Raw genomic sequence first — 20,300 nt, 5'->3', positions numbered from 1 at the left:
TTTACGCCGGGGCGTAGTTCATTGGGGCGTTGCTTTGTCTGTAGGCGCCAGATCCACCGTATGCGGGTGGAAGGCCTGCAGCGCTTCGCGGTGGGCGACGCTGATCAGCGTGACCTCGGGCAGGCGGCCCAGCAGCAGCGTGTAGAGCGTGTGCTCGGCCGCGGGGTCGAGTGCGCTGGTGGCTTCATCCAGCACCAACAGCTCGGGCCGCTGCAACAGCACGCGGGCGAAGGCCAGGCGCTGCTGCTCGCCGGGCGAGAGCCGGTTGCTCCAATGCGCTTCCTCGTCCAGCGAGCCGCTAAGGGACGCAAGGCCGACGGCGCTCAGCACCTCTTCATAAGCGGCATCGTCATGGTCGGCTGTGGCGCCGGGGTAGGCGAGGGCGGAGCGCAGGCTGCCCAGTGGCAGGTAGCTGCGCTGCGGCACGAACAGCACGTGCGCCGACGGCCGCACGATGGTGCCGCTGCCAAAGTGCCACAGCCCCGACAGCGCCCGCAGCAGCGTGCTCTTGCCCGCGCCCGAGGGCCCGCGCACCAGCCAGTGCTCACCGCGTGCAATGCGCAGGTCCGGCACCCGCGCCAAGGGCTGGCCATTGGGCAGCGTGAGCTGCAGCCCGCGTGTTTCCACCACGCCGCCATCGTCAAGGTGCAGCTCGATGGCGCCAGCCTCGGCCGGCGGGGCGTCCAGCAGGTCGCGGAACTCGCGCAGCCGGTTGACGGTGGCGCGCCATTCGGCCAGCGTGGCATAGCTGTTGATGAACCAGGACATGGAGTCGCTCACCGTGCCAAAGGCGCGGCCGACCTGCATCAGCACGCCAAAGGTGAAGGCGCCGGCAAAGTAGCGCGGTGCCGCGAGTGCGATGGGCAGCACCACGGCGATCTGGCCGTAGAGTGAATTCACCAGCGTCAGCCGCTTGGTGTAGCGCATCACCAGTTGCCAGTTGTCGCGGATGTGCCCGAACAGGGTCGTCGCATGCGCGGCTTCGGCGCGTGCGCCGTCGTAGAGCGCAATCGATTCGGCGTTCTCCCGCAGGCGTACCAGGCCAAAGCGGAAGTTGGCCTCGACCCGTTGCTGCTGGTAGTTGACGCGGACCAGTGGATGGCCAAATTTCTGCATGAAAAAGGAGCCCAGCAGCGCATAGGCGGCCGCAGCCCAGACCATGTAGCCCGGGATGCTGATGGCGTGCCCGCCGACGTGGGCCAGCAGCGGCCCCGCCAGCGACCAGAGGATGACGATGAAGGAAACCAGCGTGACCAGTGTGGAGAGCAGGTCCAGCGACAGCGCCAGGGTGGTGGTGGCCAGCGCCTGCAGGTCATCGGAGATCCGCTGGTCGGGGTTGTCGGCCAGGCGGTCGCGCTCGATGCGGTAGAAGGCGTGGCCGTCGAGCCAGCGGCGCAGGTAGTCTGTGGTGAGCCAGCGGCGCCAGCGAAAGCCCAGCATCTGCTTGAAGTACAGCGAGTACACGGCCAGCACGATGTAGGTCAGTGCCAGGCCGGTGAAGGTCAGCAGCAGCGGCCCGAAATGCGCCGTGTCCTTGCTCTCCAGTGCGTTGTAGAACTGGGCGCTCCAGCTGTTGATGCGCACGTCTATGTAGACGATGGCCATGTTCATGGCCACGATCAGGGCAAGCAGGCCGCGCGCCGGCCAGCGCTCTTGCGAGGCCCAGAAGGGGCGGATCAGCGACCAGGCAGAGCTTTTCTTGGTGAGGGTCACAGGGCACTCCAGAAGGCGTGAAACGGATGTTTCCGCAATGTCCTTGGGAGTGTGCCCGCCGCCGGGGCCTGAAACTTAGGCAGGACTTAGCGTTGGGGCGTCGTCATTGTTCAGCCGCCGCACATCCACGCGGGCGATGCGCCGGCCGTCCATCGCCAGCACCTCGAAGCGCAGGCCGCAGTCTTCCACCACCTGGCCCGCCGTAGGCAGCCGGCCCAGGCGCACCAGCAGGAAGCCGGCCAGGGTGTTGTAGTCGTCCGCGTCGCTGACCAGGGTGTCGACTTCGGTCGCCCGCTCCAGGGCGTGCAGGCCGGCCAGGCCGTCCACGATCCAGTGGCCGCCGCCCTGTGGCTCGATCTCTGGGCGCTCGCCTTCGTCGGGGAACTCACCGGCAATCGCCTCCAGCACGTCGATGGGCGTGACCAGGCCAAGGATGGTGCCGTACTCGTCGCTGGCCAGCGCGATCTGCCCGCGTGAATGGCGCAGCATCTCGATCAGTCGGATCACGCCAATGGAGGCCGGCACGATCAAGGGCTTGCGTACGCTGCCCGCCTCGTCGATGTGGCCGAGCGTGAGCAGGTCGGCCAGCAGATCGCGGGCACGGGCCACGCCCAGCAATTGGTCCAGGTTGCCGCGCGCGACCGGGAACAGGCCATGCGCCGCATCGATCAACTGGGCGCGCAAGACCTCGGGGCTGTCGTTCAGGTTGATCCACTGGATGTCGGCACGCGGCGTCATGATCGAGTGGATGGAGCGCTCGGCCAGCGACAGCACGCTGCTGACCATGTTGCGCTCTTCGGCGCCAAAGGTGGGGGCCGCGACCGGCGCTGCAGCCTCGTCCGCAGCCGGGCCGTGCCGGCCACCGAGCATGCGCAGGATCGAGTCGGCGGTGCGCTCGCGCAGCGGTATGCGCGACTGCTGGCGCACCAGGTTGCGGCGCGCCCACTGGTTGAAGAACTCGATCATGATCGAGAAGCCAATGGCCGCGTACAGGTAGCCCTTGGGCAGGTGAAAGCCCAGGCCCTCGGCCACCAGGCTCAGGCCGATCATCAGCAGAAAGCTCAGGCACAGCACGACCACGGTCGGGTGCGCGTTGACGAAGCGCGTCAGCGGCTTGGAGGCCAGCAGCATCACGCCCATGGCGATCACCACCGCGGCCATCATCACGCCCAGGTGGTCGACCATGCCGACGGCGGTGATCACCGAGTCGAGCGAGAACACCGCATCCAGCAGCACGATCTGGGTCACCACCACGCCAAAGGCGGCGTAGCCGCGGCGCGTGTCGGCGCTGTGCTCCAGGCCTTCAAGCCGCTCGTGCAGCTCGCTGGTGGCCTTGAACAGCAGGAACAGGCCACCGGCCAGCAGGATCAGGTCGCGCCCCGAGAAGGCCAGGCGCCAGACCGAGAACAGCGGCGTGGTCAGCGTCACCAGCCAGGAAATCACCGACAGCAGCGCCAGCCGCATCACCAGCGCCAGCGACAGGCCGACCAGGCGGGCCCGGTCGCGTTGGTGCGGCGGCAGCTTGTCGGCCAGGATGGCGATGAACACCAGGTTGTCGATGCCGAGAACGATCTCCAGCACGATCAGCGTGGCCAGGCCGATCCAGATCGACGGGTCGCTCAGCCACTCCATGGCAGGCTCCCCAGTGGGCGGGCCACGAAGGTGAAGGGGCGGCGGTGGCAGGGCACCGCGAGATGCGAAACAGGGGCGGGGGGAGGTTGCATAAGCCAGGGCATCTTACTGAATGGCGCGCCCTGTCCCGCGAGTGGCGCAGCGCCCGCGCGGCGGCAGGCGGCTCATGCAAAATGCGCTTACAACTTCGAGGCATCTTCTATGTCGCGCGCGCCGGGCCTGTCCTTGTCCCTGAATCCTTTTTCGCACAGCCAGGCGGTGCTGGCCATGGTGGGCGTGACGGCCATGTGGTCGATTGCCGGCGTTGTCACGCGCCAGCTGGAGCATGCCCGCAGCTTCGAGGTCACCTTCTGGCGCAGCCTGTTCACGGCCTTGGCGCTGGCGGTTTTTTTGCTGCCTGGGCGCAGCTCCGGCATGGCCTCGCGCATCCGGGCGGGCGGCATGTCGCTGTGGATCTCCGGGTTTTGCTGGAGCGTGATGTTCACCGCCTTCATGGTGGCGCTGACCTTGACCAGCGTGGCCAATGTGCTGGTGGTCATGGCGGCCGGGCCGCTGGTGACGGCCCTGGTCGCGCGTGTCACGGTGGGCCAGCGCCTGGCGCGCCGCACCTGGTGGGCGATTGCCGTGGCCGGCCTTGGCATTGCCTGGATGTACGGCCCGCAACTGGCCAGCGGCAACTGGACGGGCTCGCTGGTGGCCATGTGCGTGCCGCTGGCCGCCGGCGTGAACTGGACCGTGGTCCACCGCAGCCAAGGCAGCGGCCATGAGGTGGACCTGATGCCGGCGGTGCTGGTGGGCGCGGTGCTGTCCACGCTGGCCACCTTGCCGCTGGCCCTGCCTTTTTCTGCAACGCCGCACGACATCGGCTGGCTGGCCTTGCTGGGCCTGGTGCAGCTCGCCGTGCCCTGCCTGCTGGCTGTGCGTTGCGCACGCGTGCTGCACGCCCCGGAGATCGCCCTGCTGGCGCTGCTGGAGGTGATCTTCGGCATCGCCCTGGCCTGGCTGATAGTGGGCGAGGAGCCCGGCACGACCGTGCTGGCCGGCGGCGCGCTGGTCATTGGCGCGCTGCTGGCCAACGAACTGCCACGGCTGCGCCGGCCGGGCTGACCAACCAAAACCAAGGAGCACAAGGACCCATGAGCGAAATTCTTCTCGAAACCCGCGGCAATGCCGGCTTCATCACGCTGAACCGTCCCAAGGCGCTGAACGCGCTGTCTTTGGGCATGGTGCGGGAGCTGACGCAGGCACTGCTGGCCTGGCGCGACGACCCGGCGATCCAGCTGGTCGCCGTGCGCGGCATGGGCAAGGAAGGCCCGTTTGGCGCCTTCTGCGCGGGTGGCGACATCCGCTTCATCCACCGGGTTGGCAGCGAGGGCGATGCGGATCTTGAGGCCTTCTTCACCGAGGAATACCAGCTCAACCACCTGATCCACAGCTACCCCAAGCCCTACATCGCCTTCATGGACGGCATCGTCATGGGCGGCGGCATGGGCATCAGCCAGGGCGCCAGCCTGCGCCTGGTGACTGAGCGCACGAAGATGGCCATGCCCGAGACCGCCATTGGCCTGTTCCCGGACGTGGGCGGCGGCTATTTCCTGAGCCGTTGTCCGGGCCATGCCGGCGAATGGCTGGCGCTGACCGGTGAAACCATAGGCGCGGACGAGGCCATTGCGCTGGGCTTGGCCGACCACTTGCTGCCGTCCGCCGAGCAGCAGGCGCTGTGGGAGTCGCTGGGCGCCACGCCCTTTGCCTCGGCGCAAGAGTTCAAAGAATGGATTTCTTCAAAAAAGATAGCTACTAGCCCAGGTCCCGCCTGGGCTAGGGGCACTTTTGACCAATATTTTGCAGAATCCAGCGTGCCCGCCATCCTGGCCGCGCTGGAGGCCGCCGGCACCGACGACACCCGAGCCACAGCCGCCACGCTGCGCAAGCGCTCGCCGCTGATGCTGCACGTGGTGCTGGAGCAGGTGCGCCGCGCCCGCGCCATGGACCTGGCCGCGGACTTGCGCATGGAGCGCGACCTGGTCTATCACTGCTTCCACCTGCGGCCCGGCCGCAGCGAGACGCTGGAGGGCATACGCGCGCTGGCGGTCGACAAGGACCATGCGCCGCGCTGGGACCCGCCGCGCATCGAAGACGTCACGCCCGAGATGGTGGCGCCGTTCTTCCAAAGCCCCTGGGCGCCGCAGGAGCACCCGCTGCACGCGCTGTGATCAGCGGTTGTGGACCTTCATGGCGCGTTCGACTTCGCGCTTGCCTTCGCGGTCCTTGATGGTGTCGCGCTTGTCGTGCTCGGCCTTGCCCTTGGCCAGCGCGATCTCGCACTTCACCTTGCCCGCCTTCCAGTGCAGGTTGAGCGGCACCAGGGTGTAGCCCTTTTGCTCGATCTTGCCGATCAGGCGCTTGATCTGCTCCTTGTGCAGCAGCAGCTTCTTGGTACGCACCGAGTCCGGGTTGACGTGGGTTGATGCCGACTTGAGCGGGTTGATCTGGCAGCCGATCACGAACAGCTCGCCCTCGCGGATCACCACATAGCCGTCAGTCAGCTGCACCTTGCCTTCGCGCAGCGCCTTCACCTCCCAGCCCTGCAGCACCATGCCCGCCTCATAGCGTTCTTCGAAGAAATAGTTGTACGCGGCCTTCTTGTTGTCGGCGATGCGGGTGGAGGGTTCGGTGGTTTTCTTGGACATGGGATTCAGATAAGGCCGCGGCGGCAGGATGGAAGCCCTCCCTACAATGGGCTGCAGAAGGCGTGCAACAAAGGCGCCGAAAGCTATCGATTCTATGAAAACCGTCCACAAGTCCGTCCTGATCTGGTACAGCGCCGAGGAAATGTTCCAGTTGGTGACCGACGTCGCCCAGTATCCGCAGTTTCTGCCTTGGTGCGACCGCACTGCCGTGCTGTCGCAAGACGCCGAGGGCATGACCGCGCAAGTCGGCATCGCCTTCAGCGGCCTGCACCAGACCTTCACCACCCGCAACACCCACGTGCCGGGGCGCGAGGTCCGCATGGAATTGGTAGACGGCCCCTTCTCCAAGCTGGAAGGCGTCTGGAGCTTCACACCGGTGGGCGAGGGCGGGCAACGCGCTTGCCGGGTCGAATTCGACCTGACCTATGGCTTCTCCAGCACCGCGCTGTCGATGCTGGTCGGCCCGGTGTTCGACCGCATCGCGGGCAGCATGGTCGATGCCTTCGTGGCCCGCGCCGAGAAGGTGTATGGCAATAGCTGAGCCCTTGCAGATAACCGTGGCCATCGCCCAGCCTGACGCCACGGTGCGGGAACTGGCGCTGCAACTGCCGGCCGGCAGCACGTTGGGCCAGGCCTTGCTGGCTGCGGGGCTGTCAGTGGATGAGGCGACCGACGCCGGCATCTGGGGCCGGGCACGCCCGCTGGACGCGCCCTTGCGCGATGGCGATCGGGCCGAGCTGTACCGGCCGCTGCGCGTGGACCCAAAGGTCGCCCGGCGCGAACGCTTCCGCCAGCAAGGAGCCCGCACCACAGGCCTGTTCGCGCGCCAGCGCGAGGGCAGCAAGTCGGGCTACTGAGCTATTTCAGCGGCAGTCGCTGGCGATCACCGACTCCACGCGCTGCTGCTCTGCAGCGCGGGCGTCGTCATCCAGCACCGTTGCCTGGCCTTGGGCGTCCATGCGCACCAGGCCCAGCCCGGCGTTCATGGTGCTCTGCGACTGGCGCGCGCGCAGGCAGTTGTCGGCACGGGTCTGCGCCACCCGGTCTTCCTCGGCCTTGCGTTTGGCGGCCTCGGCCGCATCCGCCTGCTGCTTGCGGGCTTCCAGCTCCGTGTCCTTGCCCGTCGGCTTGGCCGGCGCCGCTGCTGTCGCAGCGGCCAAGGGGGGCACTGCCACTGCGGCTGCGCCGGGACGCTTCAGCACGCGCTGCTCCGGCACGTCTACCGGCGGCGGACGGTCGCTAAACACCTTGCGGCCATCCTTGTCCATCCATTGCCATTGGGCAAAAGCGGTCAGGGGCAGGGTGACGAGCGCGATGGCGGCAAGAGCTGAAAGACGGGCGACATTCATGGCGGCCCAGTGTAGCGGCGCCATGCAGGCGTTTCCAGCCAGCCTGCGGCGGGCAAAGCCTTGCTGGACGCGGGTACAATCCTTTTTTTGGAGCTTTCACATGCGCCTTCTTGGAAAAGCGCTCACCTTCGACGATGTGTTGTTGGTGCCAGCGTTCTCCCAGGTCCTGCCCAAGGACACGTCCCTCGCGACCCGCCTCTCCCGCAACATCACCTTGAATCTGCCGCTTGTGTCCGCCGCCATGGACACCGTGACAGAAGCCCGCTTGGCAATCGCCATTGCGCAAGAAGGTGGTATCGGTATCGTCCACAAGAACCTCACCGCGCAAGAGCAGGCCGCCCAGGTGGCCAAGGTCAAGCGCTATGAGTCCGGCGTGCTGCGCGACCCTGTCGTCATCACACCGACGCACACCGTGTTCCAGGTGCTGCAGATGCAAGAGCAGCTTGGCATCTCTGGCTTCCCGGTGGTCGATGGCGGCCGTGTGGTGGGCATCGTCACCGGGCGCGATCTGCGCTTCGAGACCCGCTATGACGTGCAAGTCAGCGAGATCATGACCCCGCGCGACAAGCTGATCACCGTGCCCGAAGGCGCGACGGCAGCCGAAGCCAAGGCGCTGCTCAACAAGCACAAGCTTGAGCGCCTGCTGATCGTGGGCGACAAAGACCAGTTGCGTGGCCTGATCACCGTCAAGGACATCACCAAGCAGACCAGCTTCCCCAACGCCGCGCGCGATGCGCAAGGCCGTCTGCGCGTAGGCGCAGCGGTTGGCGTGGGCGAGGGCACCGAGGAGCGGGTTGAAGCTCTGGTCAAGGCCGGTGTGGACGCCATCGTCGTCGACACCGCCCACGGCCACAGCAAGGGCGTGATCGACCGCGTGCGCTGGGTCAAGCAAAACTACCCGCAGATCGATGTGATCGGCGGCAACATCGCCACCGGCGCGGCTGCGCTGGCGCTGGTAGAGGCGGGCGCTGATGCGGTCAAGGTCGGTATCGGCCCGGGCTCCATCTGCACTACCCGCATCGTGGCGGGCGTGGGCGTGCCGCAAATCATGGCCATCGACAGCGTGGCCACCGCGCTCAAGGGCACGGGTGTACCGCTGATCGCCGATGGCGGTATCCGCTACTCTGGCGACATCGCCAAGGCGCTGGCCGCAGGTGCCAGCACCGTAATGATGGGCGGCATGTTCGCCGGTACTGAAGAGGCGCCGGGCGAGATCGTGCTGTTCCAGGGCCGTAGCTACAAGAGCTACCGCGGCATGGGCAGCATCGGCGCCATGCAGCAAGGCAGTGCCGACCGCTACTTCCAGGAATCGACCACGGGCAACCCCAATGCTGACAAGCTGGTGCCTGAAGGTATCGAAGGCCGGGTGCCGTACAAGGGCTCGATGGTGTCCATCGTGTTCCAGATGGCCGGCGGCGTGCGCGCAGCCATGGGCTACTGCGGTTGCGCCACCATCCAGGACATGAACGACAAGGCCGAGTTCGTCGAGATCACCGCGGCCGGCATCCGCGAAAGCCACGTGCACGACGTGCAGATCACCAAGGAAGCGCCGAACTACCGCGCCGAATAGCCCGCACGCTGAAGCTCCGCAGGGCCGACACATCACACGGTGTGCCGGCCCCGCTGCTTTCCAGCTCCGCCCCGCCCCTATCTACCGTATCGCCCAGGCCCGTCATGCAACACCAGAAAATCCTCATCCTCGACTTCGGCTCGCAGGTGACCCAGCTCATCGCCCGCCGCGTGCGCGAGGCGCATGTGTTCTGCGAAGTCCACCCCTGCGACGTCACCGACGAGTGGGTGCGCGAGTACGCAGCCGATGGGCAGTTGAAGGGCGTGATCCTCTCCGGCAGCCATGCCAGCGTCTACGAAGACAGCACCGACAAGGCGCCGCAGGCAGTGTTTGAGTTGGGCGTGCCGGTGCTGGGCATCTGCTACGGCATGCAGGCCATGGCGCACCAGTTGGGTGGCAAGGTCGAAGGCGGCCACAAGCGCGAGTTCGGCTTTGCCGAAGTCCGCGCGCATGGCCACACCAGGCTGTTGCAAGACATCCAGGATTTCGCCACCGCCGAAGGGCACGGCATGCTCAACGTCTGGATGAGCCACGGCGACAAGGTTACCGAGCTGCCTCCGGGCTTCAAGCTCATGGCCAGCACGCCGAGTTGCCCGATCGCCGGCATGGCCGACGAAGCACGTAGCTTCTACGCCGTGCAGTTCCACCCCGAGGTCACCCACACCACCCAAGGCGGGGCGCTGCTGCACCGTTTCGTGCTGGACATCTGCGGCACCCAGGCCGACTGGATCATGGGCGACTACATCGAAGAAGCCGTGGCGCATATCCGTGCGCAGGTGGGCGATGAAGAAGTCATTCTTGGCTTGTCGGGCGGTGTCGATTCATCCGTGGCCGCCGCGCTGATCCACCGCGCCATTGGCGACCAACTGACCTGTGTGTTCGTCGATCATGGCCTGTTGCGCCTGAACGAGGGCGACATGGTGATGGACATGTTCGTTGGCAAGCTGCACGCGAAGGTAATCCGTGCTGATGCCAGCGAGTTGTTCCTCGGCAAGCTGGCAGGCGTGACCGACCCGGAAGCCAAGCGCAAGATCATCGGCGGCGAGTTCGTCACGGTGTTCAAGCAAGAGGCTGCCAAGCTCAAGGGCGAGGGTGCCAAGGGCGCCAAGTGGCTGGCCCAGGGCACGATCTACCCAGACGTGATCGAGTCCGGCGGCGCCAAGAGCAAGAAGGCCGTCACCATCAAGAGCCACCACAACGTCGGCGGCCTGCCCGAACAACTGGGCCTGAAGCTGCTGGAGCCGCTGCGCGAGCTGTTCAAGGATGAAGTGCGCGAACTGGGCGTGGCCCTGGGCCTGCCGCCCGAGATGGTCTACCGCCACCCCTTCCCCGGCCCCGGCCTGGGCGTGCGCATCCTGGGCGAGGTGAAGAAAGAGTACGCCGACCTGCTGCGCGCAGCTGACGCCATCTTCATCGAAGAGCTGCGCAACTTCCGCGACGAGCCGACCGGCAAGACCTGGTACGAACTCACCAGTCAGGCTTTCACCGTATTCCTTCCGGTGAAGAGCGTAGGCGTGATGGGCGACGGCCGCACCTACGACTACGTCGTCGCCCTGCGTGCCGTCCAGACCAGCGACTTCATGACCGCCGACTGGGCCGAGCTGCCCTACGCGCTGCTCAAGAAGGTGTCGGGCCGGATCATCAATGAAGTGCGTGGCATCAACCGTGTGACCTACGACGTGTCGAGCAAGCCGCCTGCGACGATTGAGTGGGAATAGTAAATCGGAAAAACCTGTGCGTCTCCGCTTCGCGGGATCGCGCTGCGCCAGGTTCGCTCTTCGCTCATCCCTGACGGGACTGGCATTCGCCAGCCTTCCATATCGCTGACGCCTTCGGCCCGGCCCCTCGAGCCGGGCCTGCGCGCTCCGCTTGCGTGGGGTTCGCGCCAACCGCGGCCGGTTGCCTGTCCAGCCGCCTTTCCTGACTCCATCACCTTGTCCGCGACTGTAGCCTGCGGCCGTGCGCCGTCAAGGCGCGCAGGGCCGTGTCCTCGGCTGCGCCTGCGGGCCGCACCAACCCTGCGCTTGCCTCCTTGACGGCCCCCGGCCGCGCACTCCTGACCGTCGCGGGCGATGAACTCAGGAAAGACGGTGGCAACGAGGCCGGCCCAGGTCTCCGCGCCGACCCCACCGGAGAAGCCGAAAGGCGGGCTCCGAATCTAGGAGTCCGGTGGTGACTTTTTCGACAGCAACCCTTGTCAGGAGAACGACCATGCAACTTGCTTCCCGCTTCGCATCCCGCTCCCCGGTGCTGCGCTCGGAAACATCCCTTGTCGGATGACCAAATCCGCGCTGTAGCCCCGTCCATCTTCGCGGACGCCCCGCACGAAAGCCGCTCGGAACGGTACAGCTACATCCCCACCGCCACCGTGCTGCGCGAGCTTCGCAGCGAAGGCTTCGAGCCTTTCATGGTGACGCAGACCCGCGTGCGGCAGGACGACCGCCGCGACTACACCAAGCACCTGGTCCGGCTACGCCACGCCAGCCAGATCAACGGCCGCGAGGCCAACGAAATCATCCTGCTGAACTCCCATGACGGGACAAGCAGCTATCAGATGCTCGCCGGCATGTTCCGGTTCGTTTGCAAGAACGGGCTGGTATGCGGTGACACCGTGGCCGACGTGCGCGTGCCGCACAAGGGCGACGTAGCCGGACACGTCATCGAAGGCGCTTACGAAGTCTTGCACGGCTTCGACCGGGCGCAGGAATCCCGCGATGCCATGCAGGCCGTCACGCTGGACAGCGGCGAGGCCGAGGTGTTCGCCCGCGCCGCGCTGGCGTTGAAGTACGACGCCCCCGACAAGCCTGCACCCGTCACCGAAACGCAGGTGCTCGCGCCGCGCCGTCTCGACGACGACCGCCGCGACCTGTGGAGCGTGTTCAACCGCACGCAGGAAAACCTCTTGCGCGGCTTGCACGGTCGCAGCGCCAACGGTCGCCGCCAGACCACCCGCCCCGTGCAGGGCATCGACCAAGACCTGCGCCTGAACCGCGCCTTGTGGCTGCTGGCCGATGGCCTGCGCCAGTTGAAAGCTTGAACCCCACAGCGGACGGGGGCACGCAGCAGCCCCTGGATCCCTCGGGCAAGCCCTGTAGCGGAGCGTTGTCGCTCCGCGCCCCCCTTCTTATCAAAGGTCGAGGGCTTGTTTCCTGGGCTGGCCTTGCGCTGCATTGGAGGCATCCTCCCAGGACTCCCAAACGGCCAGACGCTCAGCATAGGCGGCGCGCGCCACCGGCAGCCCTTCGGTACCAAGGAAGAAGCGCAGCGGCGGCTGGTCGGAATCCACGACCTTGAACAGGGACGCCGAGGTCGCGGCAGGATCGCCGAAATTCGTGGTTGCGCCGCCGGCGAACACCTGTGCTCGCGTCTCGGCATAGGCGTCAATGCCCGTGGCGATCTTCAGCGAGGATTGGCCCGAAAAGTCTGTCGCGTACGGGCCGGGCTCCAGGAGCGTGACCTTGATGCCGAACTGCGCGACTTCCTTCGAAAGGCTCTCGTGGAGAGCTTCGAACGCCCACTTGGAGGCGTGATAGAAGCCGGTGATCGGGCCGGCATAGACCCCCGCGATGCTCGAGACGCCGATGATATGGCCGCTGCCTTGGGCGCGCAGAAGCGGAAGGGCTGCCTGGATAACGGTAAGAGGGCCGAAAACATTGGTGTCGAACTCGGCGCGAACCTCGGCCTCGCTCGCTTCCTCGATCGCGCCGACGAGCGCATAGCCGGCATTGTTCAAGACGATATCCAAACGGCCGAAATGCGCGTGCGCCGTCGCGACGACGTCGGCAACCTGATCGCGGTTGGTCACGTCCAGTACCAAAGGCAGGACGGCGTCACCGAACCCATCGGCAAGGGGCGCGATGTCGGCCAGCGATCGCGCTGTTGCGACAACCTTGTCACCTCGCTTAAGCGCGTCTTCTGCCCAGATGCGGCCAAAACCGCGTGAAGCACCCGTAATAAACCAGATTTTTTCAGACATATGATCAATTTTTCTATTTGAAGAGCGGGTGGTAGTTGCGGCGCGACACCGCACCGTGTTTGAAATCAGGCCGCCGGGAGGCCGGGATCGATTCCCGTCATCGTCACCGAGACATCCCACAGCCGCTTCGCGAGTGCTGGATCTTCGGCACGCGGCGCGCGCTTTGCTTCGCCGGCTACGCCGCGGATTCCGGCAAAGCCGGTGGGACCGTAATAGCCTCCGGGCTTCACCTTGCCGGTCGCAGCCAGAAGTGCCGGCCACGCGCCTTTGTCGGCGCTATTGAACAACAGGCCGAAGATTGGGCCCACGATCTGGATCAGCCCCATGTGACGTAAAAGACTTGTGGCGGCGACTCCAGGATGAACGCCGATTGCTGTGACGGGCGACTTCGCCGCGCGCAGGCGACGATCCAGTTCGAAGAAGAACAGTGCGTTCGCCAGCTTGCTGCCGCCGTAGCGTTCGTTCTTGATGTAGCTCTTGTCGGCGTTGAGGTCGTCCCAGTCGATCTTGGCCCTCAGATGCGCGACGCTCGAGGTCACTACTACCCGCGTTCCCGGCGTCTCCGCCAGCTTAGGCAGGAGCAGCGAGGTGAGCGCGAACACGCCGAGATGATTGACGCCGAACTGCGCTTCGAACCCCTGCTTCGTGCGCGTCAGCGGCGGGTTCATGATCCCGGCATTGTTGATGAGCGCATCGATCCGTGGCTCCTTCGCGGCGATCTCGGCTGCGGTGCGAACGCTGTCGAGGTCACCGAGGTCCAGCGGCAACCAGACGAGATCGGCATTCGGCGCGATCCGCTTGATCCGCGCGATGGCATCCTGCGCCCTGGTCTGCTCACGGCAGCCAAGCAGGACGCGCGCGCGCCTGGCGGCAAGCACCCGCGCGATTTCAAAACCCACGCCGGCGTTGGCGCCAGTGACGATGAAGCTTTTTCCCGCCTGTTCGGGGACGTCGGCTTCGGTGAAGCCCTTGCTCTTGGACATTTTCGATCCTTATCGTTGTGTGTGACCGGCCGGGTGGACGGTCACGGTCTGCTGGCTCAGCTGCTTGCCGCCGGCGCGCTGGGCAGCTCGCGTGCTGGTGAGCACGCTGCGCAGCTTGGCGGCCTGCTGGTCGATGGCCTGTGGCCAGGCGTTTCCTACTTGCCTTCCGCGGCCTTGGAGACGTGCGCCCACTGGGCCCACTCGGCCAGGCGCTGCTGGTAGACCTGTGGTGCCATCAGCGTCGGCCCCTCCCCGAAGAACACGCGCAGCGGCGGCTTCTCAGCGTCCACGACCGTGAGGATCGCGGACCCGAAGCCGACCGGCTGCGGAAGTACAACCTGTGCCCGCCGCGCGGCCATGTTCTCGTGCAGCGCCGCGTACGCGGGGTGCGCGGCGGCGACGATGGCAGATGCACCGGACCAGTCGGTGGCGAAGCCACCGGGTTCGACCAGGGTGACCTTGATGCCGAAGCCAGCGACTTCCTGGGAGAGCGCGTCCGTCATCCCTTCCAGTGCCCACTTCGACGCGTGGTAGGCGCCGAGGGTCGGGAACGCGACGATGCCGCCCATGGTCGAGATCTGGATGATGTGGCCCGCGCCCTGCTCGCGCAGGATCGGGAGGACCGCCTGCGTGACATGGAAAACGCCGAATAGGTTCGTCTCCATCTGGTCGCGCAGCTGCTGTTCGGTAATCTCCTCGACCGTTCCGAAGAGCCCGTAGCCTGCGTTGTTGACGACGACGTCGATCCGCCCGAACGTCTCGTGCGCGGACTTCACGGCGGCGAACACCTGGTCGCGGTTGGTGACGTCGAGTTTGATCGGGAGGACGGCGTCACCATACTGCTCGACCAGGTCACTCAGAGTGTCCGTGTTGCGGGCGGTCGCTGCGACTTTATCGCCACGCTCGAGGGCGGCGAGGGCGAACTCGCGGCCAAAGCCCTTCGATGTGCCAGTGATAAACCATACTTTGCTCATGATGTGATCCTCCTATTGGTATGGACGGCCGAAGTCGCTTTCTCTGCTGCTTGCTCTTGGTGCGCCGGGGTGTCAGCGAGGATGGCGCGGAGCTTGGCAGCCTGCTGGTCGATGGCCTGTGGGCCGTTGCCGGTGAGCAGCCGCACGGACGACTCGTAGGCCAGTAGCGGGGCAGCCATGTTCAGGGAGGTCGCGAGTTTGAAGCCGGCTTCCTTGATGGCCTTGTCGACGAAGTAGGAGAGTCGTGTCTTCTTCCCTGGGACGCGTGGGTAGAGGAACCGCAGCGCGAACAACTCGCCGATCGTGGGAACGGTCGAGATGGTGGCGGCGAGGAACGGGTTGTCGCTGACGAGGTAGGGGTGGCCCTGAGCATCGATACGATGACGAGTGGAGGTCACCGCCACGGGCGCGTGGCAGATCAGCGAGATGAGGACGCCGTTCTCCCGGGCTACGTGAAGGGCTTCGCCGAGCCACGGGTTGTCACGGAAGTCGACCATGGGGGCGTGGCCGCCGGGGGTGTGGATGAAGTCGAAGTCGGTGAAAGTGAACGGATCGGCCGGGTCGCGGTGACGCAGGACGAGGTCCTGCAGCGAGTGGAAGGCGCCCTCGGGCAGCTTGTCCAGGCGGCAGATCAGTTCGGCGCGGTACACGGCGAGCTCGGGTTCGCTGTTGGGCAATAGCTCGGAGACCGTGATCCGGCCGATGTGCCGCTCCAGCAACTGGATTTCCTGCTCGCGGCGGGCGACCAGCTCGGGGTGGCGCAGCCGGAAGCGGTTGACGTCGAACGAGCGGCGGCGCTGCTGCATGCGCAGGGGAACGGTAACAATCCCGGTCTTCTCGATGGCCTGCATGGACAGGGCCATGCCATTGATGTCGAGTTGGGGGGCGTTGCTGTCGGGGGTGGCGAAGGTGAACTCGTAGTCGTTCTCGAACTCCTTGAGCACTTGAGCCATCTCGACCAGGAAGAACCCGGTCGAGATCGACTTGACGTCGGCCGGTTCGGCCAGCGGCAGCTGTCGGGCGGACGAGATGATGATCAATGCGCGGCGCTTGGTGGTGGGCATAACTTGTTCCTTTCAGTGCTTCGGCGGGGCGAGGATCAGGCTCCGAACGTCGGCCTCTGTAATCCGGCGGATGACATGATGTTCTCCTGAATGCGTGAGCACATGCTCATTTGAGTGGTAAAAAAGAGAAAGCCTCAGGCCTTGATCCCCCGCCAGAACAGGTCGAAGCCCGCTTCCTTGTACTGCTTGTGGTTCTTCGGATTCGCAGCCGTCGCCTCGATCGCGATATCCGCGAGGCCCATCAGGACATGGTCAATGTAGAAAGGGGCGCGCTTGGGGTCAGCATGGCCGGCCAGGCTTCTTTCGATCACTGTGCGGATCTCGCCGAACAAGGCATTGCAGCGCTGGGTTGTTTGCGCGCTGATGCGGTCCGACACCTTGAGCTGCCGCATGGCCTTGCGCTGAACAGGATTCGCTTTGCCCCAGTCGACCAGACACTCCCACACGCGCTGAACGCGCTCGCGAGGGCCCTTGGTTGCCCCGTAGGAAACGAGCAGCGCCTGCGCCAGCTCGGTCTCGATATCAACCAGGAGCTCGTTCAGCAGATCGTCCTTGGTCGCGAAGTAGGTGAACAGCGTGCCCTCGGCGACACCGGCTGCAGCGGCAATCTTCGCCGTGGGTGCGCCGGTGCCCAAGCTCGAGACGAGTTCGGCGGCGGCGGCCAGGATCGCTTCGCGTTTTTCTTCGCTGAGGGGGCGGGCCATGAGGTATTAATGTCTGAGCACTTGCTCATGAATGTACTCCAGCCAGGACCGCAGGTCAAGGCATAACCACTCAAGGTCCGTCGGCGCGTTGTGCGGAGGAGCCCATTCGGCTCTACGCTCCGTGGTCTCCGTCACTATCAAGCCGCGTCCGCGCTGCCTCCATCGCGAGGCGGTTGCGTTGCGCTCAGCTCGCGAGAGTCCCCCTCGGGCCTTAGCTCGACCAGGCGAACGTCGGTTCTGTAGCTGCCCACTGCGGCAAGGCCAAAGACTGCTTCGAGTCGAAAGTTCGCGTTCGCTCGGCGATCAACCTTGACCGGCGCACTGATCATGATCGGCCGGAGTGAGTTGACGTCCTTCGGGGACTCCAGCTATCGGAAACGCGGCCACATCGGTCCACCACGCCAGTCAAAAAAAGCCGCGTAGACACGTCGATTCAGCGACTCATCCGGCAACTTCAGCTTTGGGTGCCGAGTTCGTGGCGCCGCTGGAAATTGGCCTCAGTTCTTTGCGCAGAATTTTCCCCACTGCTGACTTGGGCAGCGACTCGAGGAACGTGATGTGGCGAGGCACCTTGTATGCGGCAAGGAGCTTGCGGCAATGCGCTTCCAACTCTTCCGCCCTCAGCCCAGGTGCACGGCGGACGACGAAGAGATGAGGGGCCTCTGCCGAGCGCTCGTCGGGCACCCCGACGCATGCGCATTCGAGTACGTCCGGGTGCATGGCGACCACGCCTTCGATTTCGTTCGGGTAGACATTGAAGCCAGAGACCAGGATCATGTCCTTCTTCCTGTCGACGATGTACATCAAACCTTGTGCATCCATGGTGACGATGTCCCCAGTGCGGAACCAGCCATCCGGCGTGAAAGACCTGCGCGTTTCGTCTCCGCGGTTCCAGTAACCCGCGAAAACCTGCGGCCCCTTGATCAGCAACTCACCAGGCGTGCCGAGCGGCACCGGTTCGCCCGTCTCGTCGACGATGAGAACGTCGGTCGACGGCACAGGCGCACCGATGGTGCCGTTGCGCCCCGGCGCATTGAAGGTAACGCTGGGCGACGTTTCGGTAAGCCCATAGGCCTCGGTGATGGGTGGGCCGCCGGCCGCAACCCACTTGGCTGCAACGGCTGTCTGGATCGAGGCGCCGGCGCCGATGACCACGTTGCAACGGGAGAAGTCGATGCCGGACAGCTTGGGCAACGTCACCAAGGCATTGAACATCGTGTTGACGCCTATCAGCATGTCGAAGGGCGCCCGCTCGAGTTCGGCGCAAAGCGCCTGGGCGTCGCGCGGGTTGACCACCAAGCGGTTGTGAGCGCCGCTGGCAAGGGCCGTCAAAGCCATTCCGAGCGGAAAGATGTGATACAGCGGCAACGGCGTTACGATCTGAAAGTTGTCGATGTCAAGTGCCAACCCCAGCCATGACCGCATCTGCAGCGAGCTGGCAAGCACGTTACGGTGTGTCAGGCAAGCGCCCTTGGAAACACCTGTCGTGCCGCCGGTGTACTGCAGAAAAGCCAGGTCGGAGGGGCGCACGTGCTCGCTGGTGAATTCGGCGTCTGGTAGCGCGGCGGTCGCCTCGCGCAAACCGACGACGCGAGGCCCATCGTTCGCAGCTTGCGCATCTGCATTGCCGCCCGTCGCGAACAATGCTTGCTTCACCTGTTGCATCGGCACGGTCATGACATACCGAAGCTGTGTCTGACCGAGGACCTCGGTGACCACACCCATGAATGGCTCGGCAGTCACCAGGGCGGACGCCCCCGAATCGGCCAGTTGGTACGCCAGCTCGCGTGCCGTGTAGAGCGGGTTCATGGTCACCCCTACCATGCCCGCGCGCAGGATGGCGGCCAAAGCCACGGGGTAGACGAGGTTGTTGTGTAGCAGAAGGGCGACCCTGTCACCGCGCTTGAGCCCGGCCGCTTGCAAGGACCGTGCGAGCAGCGCCGACGCATGCTCGACTTGCGCGAAGGTCAGCGATTCTCCGGCGCAGGTGACGGCCGTCCTGGCACTGTGTTTCGTGAATGCGCGTTCGAGCAAGGTGACGAGGGTTTCACTGTCGTCCAGGACGATCTCGCGGGGAAGTCCTGCGGGGTAGGAGGCATGCCAGGGCCGGTGTTCCATGAGTTTTTCCTTCATGCGGTTGGCGGCGGCTCAGGACAGGGCTTCGCGAACGAAGTCCATCCGGTCCTGGCCGAAAAACATCTGGTCGCCGACGAAGAGCGTGGGCGCGCCGAACACACCGCGCTCGACGGCTTCTTGAGTGGTTGCCTTCAGTGCCGCCTTGATTTCGGCATCCTGCGTCAGGCGATCGATCTCCGCGGGGTCAAACCCACCTTCGGTCAGGATGCGGGCCGTGAGTTGCGCATCGTTCAGGTTGAGCGCATCGATCCAGAGCGCCTTGAACACGCAGCCCAGCAATTGCTGTAGTTGCTCGGGGTGCCGCAGTTGAATGCCGGTGACAGCACGCATGAGGAACAGCGTGATGACCGGGAAGTGCGGATTGCCCTGGAAGGGCACGCCATAGCGGCGCGCATGGCGCTCGTAGTCCATCTGCGTATAGCGTCCCTTGACGGGGATGGTGGCCGGAGAGGCGTTGCCGGTGGCCTGGTAGACGCCGCCGAGCAGCATCGGCCGGTATACGAGGTCCGCGCCGTGGCTGGCGCACAGCGCGGGCAGCTGCGTCCACGCCAGGTAGGAAGACGGGCTGCCGACATCGAAGAAAAAATCAACTGACTTGCGCATTCAGAGCTCCTTTAAGTAAACGAACGTTTGATTAATGGAAGCTATGTGATTAATGCACCAGCGTCAACGGGGTTTCACTGGACTTCTTTCTTGATTGACAAACGTAGGTTCACCAACTAACGTGCGATAACTTAACGGGCGTTTTTTAAAGGAGACCGTATGGACCAAACTGCCAACCCTCGCGGTGTGGCTCTCGTCGTTGGCGCGGGTGACGCAACGGGCAGCGCAATCGGCGCGCGCTTTGCCCGCGAGGGCTATGTCGCATGCCTGACACGGCGATCGGCCGACAAACTCGAGCCTGCCGTTGAGCGCATCCGCAAGGCTGGCGGCCAGGCGTTCGGCTATGGCAGCGATGCGCGCAAGGAGGACGACGTGGTCGCCCTGATCGACCAGATCGAGAAGGAGCGTGGCCCCATCGAGGTGATGGCGTTCAACATCGGCGCCAACGTGCCCAGCAGCATCTTGGAGGAGACGGGGCGCAAGTACATGAAGATCTGGGAGATGGCCGCTTTCAGCGCATTCCTGAATGCGCGCGAGGTCGCGCGCAGGATGGTCGCGCGGGGGCGTGGCACGATTCTCTTCACCGGCGCTACGGCGGGAACTCGCGGCGCGGCGAATTTCGCGGCCTTTGCCGGCGCCAAGCATTCCCTGCGCGCACTGGCCCAGAGCATGGCACGCGAGCTCGGCCCGCGCGGCATCCACGTGGCGCACATCGTGGTCGACGGCGCCATCGACACGGAGTTCATCCGCAGCAACTTCCCCGAGCGCTATGCGCTCAAGGAGCAGGACGGCATCCTGAACCCCGAGCACATCGCGGAAAACTACTGGTACCTGCACACCCAGCCTCGAGACGCCTGGACCTTCGAGATGGACCTCCGCCCCTACATGGAAACCTGGTGAAAGACA

The 20,300-nt window shown here is 65.2% G+C and carries 18 protein-coding genes and 1 pseudogene; 8 read left to right on the top strand and 11 right to left on the bottom strand.

Features of this window, described 5'->3' with window-relative positions:
• Positions 1-18: 18 nt before the first annotated feature.
• Both AAFF27_13985 and AAFF27_13980 read right to left on the bottom strand, forming a co-directional pair.
• Positions 19-1,713: an ABC transporter ATP-binding protein/permease gene (locus tag AAFF27_13985; GenBank protein ID XAH21140.1), complete on the bottom strand. Its 1,695-nt coding sequence runs from the start codon at positions 1,711-1,713 to the stop codon at positions 19-21.
• A 75-nt stretch (positions 1,714-1,788) separates the two neighbouring features.
• Complete coding sequence (locus AAFF27_13980; GenBank protein XAH21139.1) at positions 1,789-3,345, bottom strand: TerC family protein; 1,557 nt, start codon at positions 3,343-3,345, stop codon at positions 1,789-1,791.
• A gap of 201 nt (positions 3,346-3,546) precedes the next feature.
• On the opposite strand from AAFF27_13980, the gene AAFF27_13975 reads away from it, so the two are divergent.
• Both AAFF27_13975 and AAFF27_13970 read left to right on the top strand, forming a co-directional pair.
• Positions 3,547-4,452 carry a DMT family transporter gene (locus AAFF27_13975; GenBank protein XAH21138.1) on the top strand — a complete coding sequence of 302 codons (906 nt, stop codon included), beginning with the start codon at positions 3,547-3,549 and terminating at the stop codon, positions 4,450-4,452.
• 29 nt (positions 4,453-4,481) lie between these two features.
• Positions 4,482-5,558 carry an enoyl-CoA hydratase/isomerase family protein gene (locus AAFF27_13970; protein XAH21137.1) on the top strand — a complete coding sequence of 359 codons (1,077 nt, stop codon included), beginning with the start codon at positions 4,482-4,484 and terminating at the stop codon, positions 5,556-5,558.
• Here AAFF27_13970 and smpB read toward each other — a convergent pair whose 3' ends face one another.
• Positions 5,559-6,035 carry an SsrA-binding protein SmpB gene (gene smpB / locus AAFF27_13965; GenBank protein XAH21136.1) on the bottom strand — a complete coding sequence of 159 codons (477 nt, stop codon included), beginning with the start codon at positions 6,033-6,035 and terminating at the stop codon, positions 5,559-5,561.
• 94 nt (positions 6,036-6,129) lie between these two features.
• On the opposite strand from smpB, the gene AAFF27_13960 reads away from it, so the two are divergent.
• Together AAFF27_13960 and AAFF27_13955 are read left to right on the top strand one after the other, a co-directional pair.
• Complete coding sequence (locus AAFF27_13960; protein XAH21135.1) at positions 6,130-6,576, top strand: type II toxin-antitoxin system RatA family toxin; 447 nt, start codon at positions 6,130-6,132, stop codon at positions 6,574-6,576.
• Positions 6,563-6,892, top strand: coding sequence for an RnfH family protein (locus AAFF27_13955; protein XAH21134.1), 330 nt, complete (start codon positions 6,563-6,565; stop codon positions 6,890-6,892). Before AAFF27_13960 ends, AAFF27_13955 begins: the two co-directional genes overlap by 14 nt.
• 6 nt (positions 6,893-6,898) lie before the next feature.
• Here AAFF27_13955 and AAFF27_13950 read toward each other — a convergent pair whose 3' ends face one another.
• Positions 6,899-7,408: a DUF4124 domain-containing protein gene (locus tag AAFF27_13950; protein XAH21133.1), complete on the bottom strand. Its 510-nt coding sequence runs from the start codon at positions 7,406-7,408 to the stop codon at positions 6,899-6,901.
• Positions 7,409-7,484: 76 nt separating this feature from the next.
• On the opposite strand from AAFF27_13950, the gene guaB reads away from it, so the two are divergent.
• The 3 genes and pseudogenes from guaB to AAFF27_13935 all read left to right on the top strand — a co-directional run bounded on the left by guaB (position 7,485) and on the right by AAFF27_13935 (position 11,991).
• Entirely contained in the window at positions 7,485-8,954 is a 1,470-nt protein-coding gene (gene guaB, locus AAFF27_13945) for an IMP dehydrogenase (protein XAH21132.1), read from the top strand.
• A gap of 104 nt (positions 8,955-9,058) precedes the next feature.
• The gene (gene guaA / locus AAFF27_13940; protein XAH21131.1) at positions 9,059-10,672 is read left to right on the top strand and encodes a glutamine-hydrolyzing GMP synthase; all 1,614 of its coding nucleotides are present in this window, start codon (positions 9,059-9,061) and stop codon (positions 10,670-10,672) included.
• Positions 10,673-11,165: 493 nt separating this feature from the next.
• Positions 11,166-11,991, top strand: a pseudogene (locus AAFF27_13935) (DUF932 domain-containing protein).
• A gap of 90 nt (positions 11,992-12,081) precedes the next feature.
• Here AAFF27_13935 and AAFF27_13930 read toward each other — a convergent pair.
• From AAFF27_13930 to AAFF27_13900, 7 genes are all read right to left on the bottom strand, one after another.
• Entirely contained in the window at positions 12,082-12,930 is an 849-nt protein-coding gene (locus AAFF27_13930; protein ID XAH21130.1) for an SDR family NAD(P)-dependent oxidoreductase, read from the bottom strand.
• A 65-nt stretch (positions 12,931-12,995) separates the two neighbouring features.
• Positions 12,996-13,913: an oxidoreductase gene (locus AAFF27_13925; GenBank protein XAH21129.1), complete on the bottom strand. Its 918-nt coding sequence runs from the start codon at positions 13,911-13,913 to the stop codon at positions 12,996-12,998.
• Positions 13,914-14,068: 155 nt separating this feature from the next.
• On the bottom strand, positions 14,069-14,887 hold the full coding sequence (locus AAFF27_13920) for an SDR family oxidoreductase (protein XAH21128.1): 819 nt from the start codon (positions 14,885-14,887) through the stop codon (positions 14,069-14,071).
• A complete protein-coding gene (locus AAFF27_13915; protein XAH21127.1) occupies positions 14,884-15,951 on the bottom strand; it encodes a hypothetical protein in 1,068 nt (355 codons plus the stop codon). The genes AAFF27_13920 and AAFF27_13915 overlap by 4 nt, the downstream gene beginning before the upstream one ends.
• Positions 15,952-16,085: 134 nt before the next feature.
• Positions 16,086-16,655, bottom strand: a complete 570-nt coding sequence (locus AAFF27_13910) for a TetR/AcrR family transcriptional regulator (protein ID XAH21126.1) — start codon at positions 16,653-16,655, stop codon at positions 16,086-16,088.
• A 441-nt stretch (positions 16,656-17,096) separates the two neighbouring features.
• Positions 17,097-18,788 carry an AMP-binding protein gene (locus AAFF27_13905; GenBank protein XAH21125.1) on the bottom strand — a complete coding sequence of 564 codons (1,692 nt, stop codon included), beginning with the start codon at positions 18,786-18,788 and terminating at the stop codon, positions 17,097-17,099.
• A 15-nt stretch (positions 18,789-18,803) separates the two neighbouring features.
• Complete coding sequence (locus AAFF27_13900) at positions 18,804-19,394, bottom strand: 2-hydroxychromene-2-carboxylate isomerase (protein ID XAH21124.1); 591 nt, start codon at positions 19,392-19,394, stop codon at positions 18,804-18,806.
• Between the two features lie 159 nt (positions 19,395-19,553).
• On the opposite strand from AAFF27_13900, the gene AAFF27_13895 reads away from it, so the two are divergent.
• Positions 19,554-20,294: an SDR family oxidoreductase gene (locus AAFF27_13895; GenBank protein ID XAH21123.1), complete on the top strand. Its 741-nt coding sequence runs from the start codon at positions 19,554-19,556 to the stop codon at positions 20,292-20,294.
• Positions 20,295-20,300: the final 6 nt, after the last annotated feature.

Origin of the sequence: Xylophilus sp. GW821-FHT01B05 (assembly GCA_038961845.1) — a bacterium.
In the GTDB taxonomy this organism is placed as follows: Bacteria; Pseudomonadota; Gammaproteobacteria; order Burkholderiales; family Burkholderiaceae_C; genus Xylophilus.
This window is presented reverse-complemented; position numbering and strand designations above follow the sequence as displayed.

Bases quoted from the DNA above. Each gene is read 5' to 3' on its own strand.
- AAFF27_13955 (XAH21134.1), top strand. From the start codon at position 6,563: ATGGCAATAGCTGAGCCCTTGCAGATAACCGTGGCCATCGCCCAGCCT.
- AAFF27_13915 (XAH21127.1), bottom strand. From the start codon at position 15,951: ATGCCCACCACCAAGCGCCGCGCATTGATCATCATCTCGTCCGCCCGA.
- AAFF27_13930 (XAH21130.1), bottom strand. From the start codon at position 12,930: ATGTCTGAAAAAATCTGGTTTATTACGGGTGCTTCACGCGGTTTTGGC.
- AAFF27_13925 (XAH21129.1), bottom strand. From the start codon at position 13,913: ATGTCCAAGAGCAAGGGCTTCACCGAAGCCGACGTCCCCGAACAGGCG.
- AAFF27_13900 (XAH21124.1), bottom strand. From the start codon at position 19,394: ATGCGCAAGTCAGTTGATTTTTTCTTCGATGTCGGCAGCCCGTCTTCC.
- guaA (XAH21131.1), top strand. From the start codon at position 9,059: ATGCAACACCAGAAAATCCTCATCCTCGACTTCGGCTCGCAGGTGACC.
- smpB (XAH21136.1), bottom strand. From the start codon at position 6,035: ATGTCCAAGAAAACCACCGAACCCTCCACCCGCATCGCCGACAACAAG.
- AAFF27_13980 (XAH21139.1), bottom strand. From the start codon at position 3,345: ATGGAGTGGCTGAGCGACCCGTCGATCTGGATCGGCCTGGCCACGCTG.
- AAFF27_13960 (XAH21135.1), top strand. From the start codon at position 6,130: ATGAAAACCGTCCACAAGTCCGTCCTGATCTGGTACAGCGCCGAGGAA.
- guaB (XAH21132.1), top strand. From the start codon at position 7,485: ATGCGCCTTCTTGGAAAAGCGCTCACCTTCGACGATGTGTTGTTGGTG.
- AAFF27_13950 (XAH21133.1), bottom strand. From the start codon at position 7,408: ATGGCGCCGCTACACTGGGCCGCCATGAATGTCGCCCGTCTTTCAGCT.
- AAFF27_13920 (XAH21128.1), bottom strand. From the start codon at position 14,887: ATGAGCAAAGTATGGTTTATCACTGGCACATCGAAGGGCTTTGGCCGC.
- AAFF27_13970 (XAH21137.1), top strand. From the start codon at position 4,482: ATGAGCGAAATTCTTCTCGAAACCCGCGGCAATGCCGGCTTCATCACG.
- AAFF27_13895 (XAH21123.1), top strand. From the start codon at position 19,554: ATGGACCAAACTGCCAACCCTCGCGGTGTGGCTCTCGTCGTTGGCGCG.
- AAFF27_13975 (XAH21138.1), top strand. From the start codon at position 3,547: ATGTCGCGCGCGCCGGGCCTGTCCTTGTCCCTGAATCCTTTTTCGCAC.
- AAFF27_13910 (XAH21126.1), bottom strand. From the start codon at position 16,655: ATGGCCCGCCCCCTCAGCGAAGAAAAACGCGAAGCGATCCTGGCCGCC.
- AAFF27_13905 (XAH21125.1), bottom strand. From the start codon at position 18,788: ATGAAGGAAAAACTCATGGAACACCGGCCCTGGCATGCCTCCTACCCC.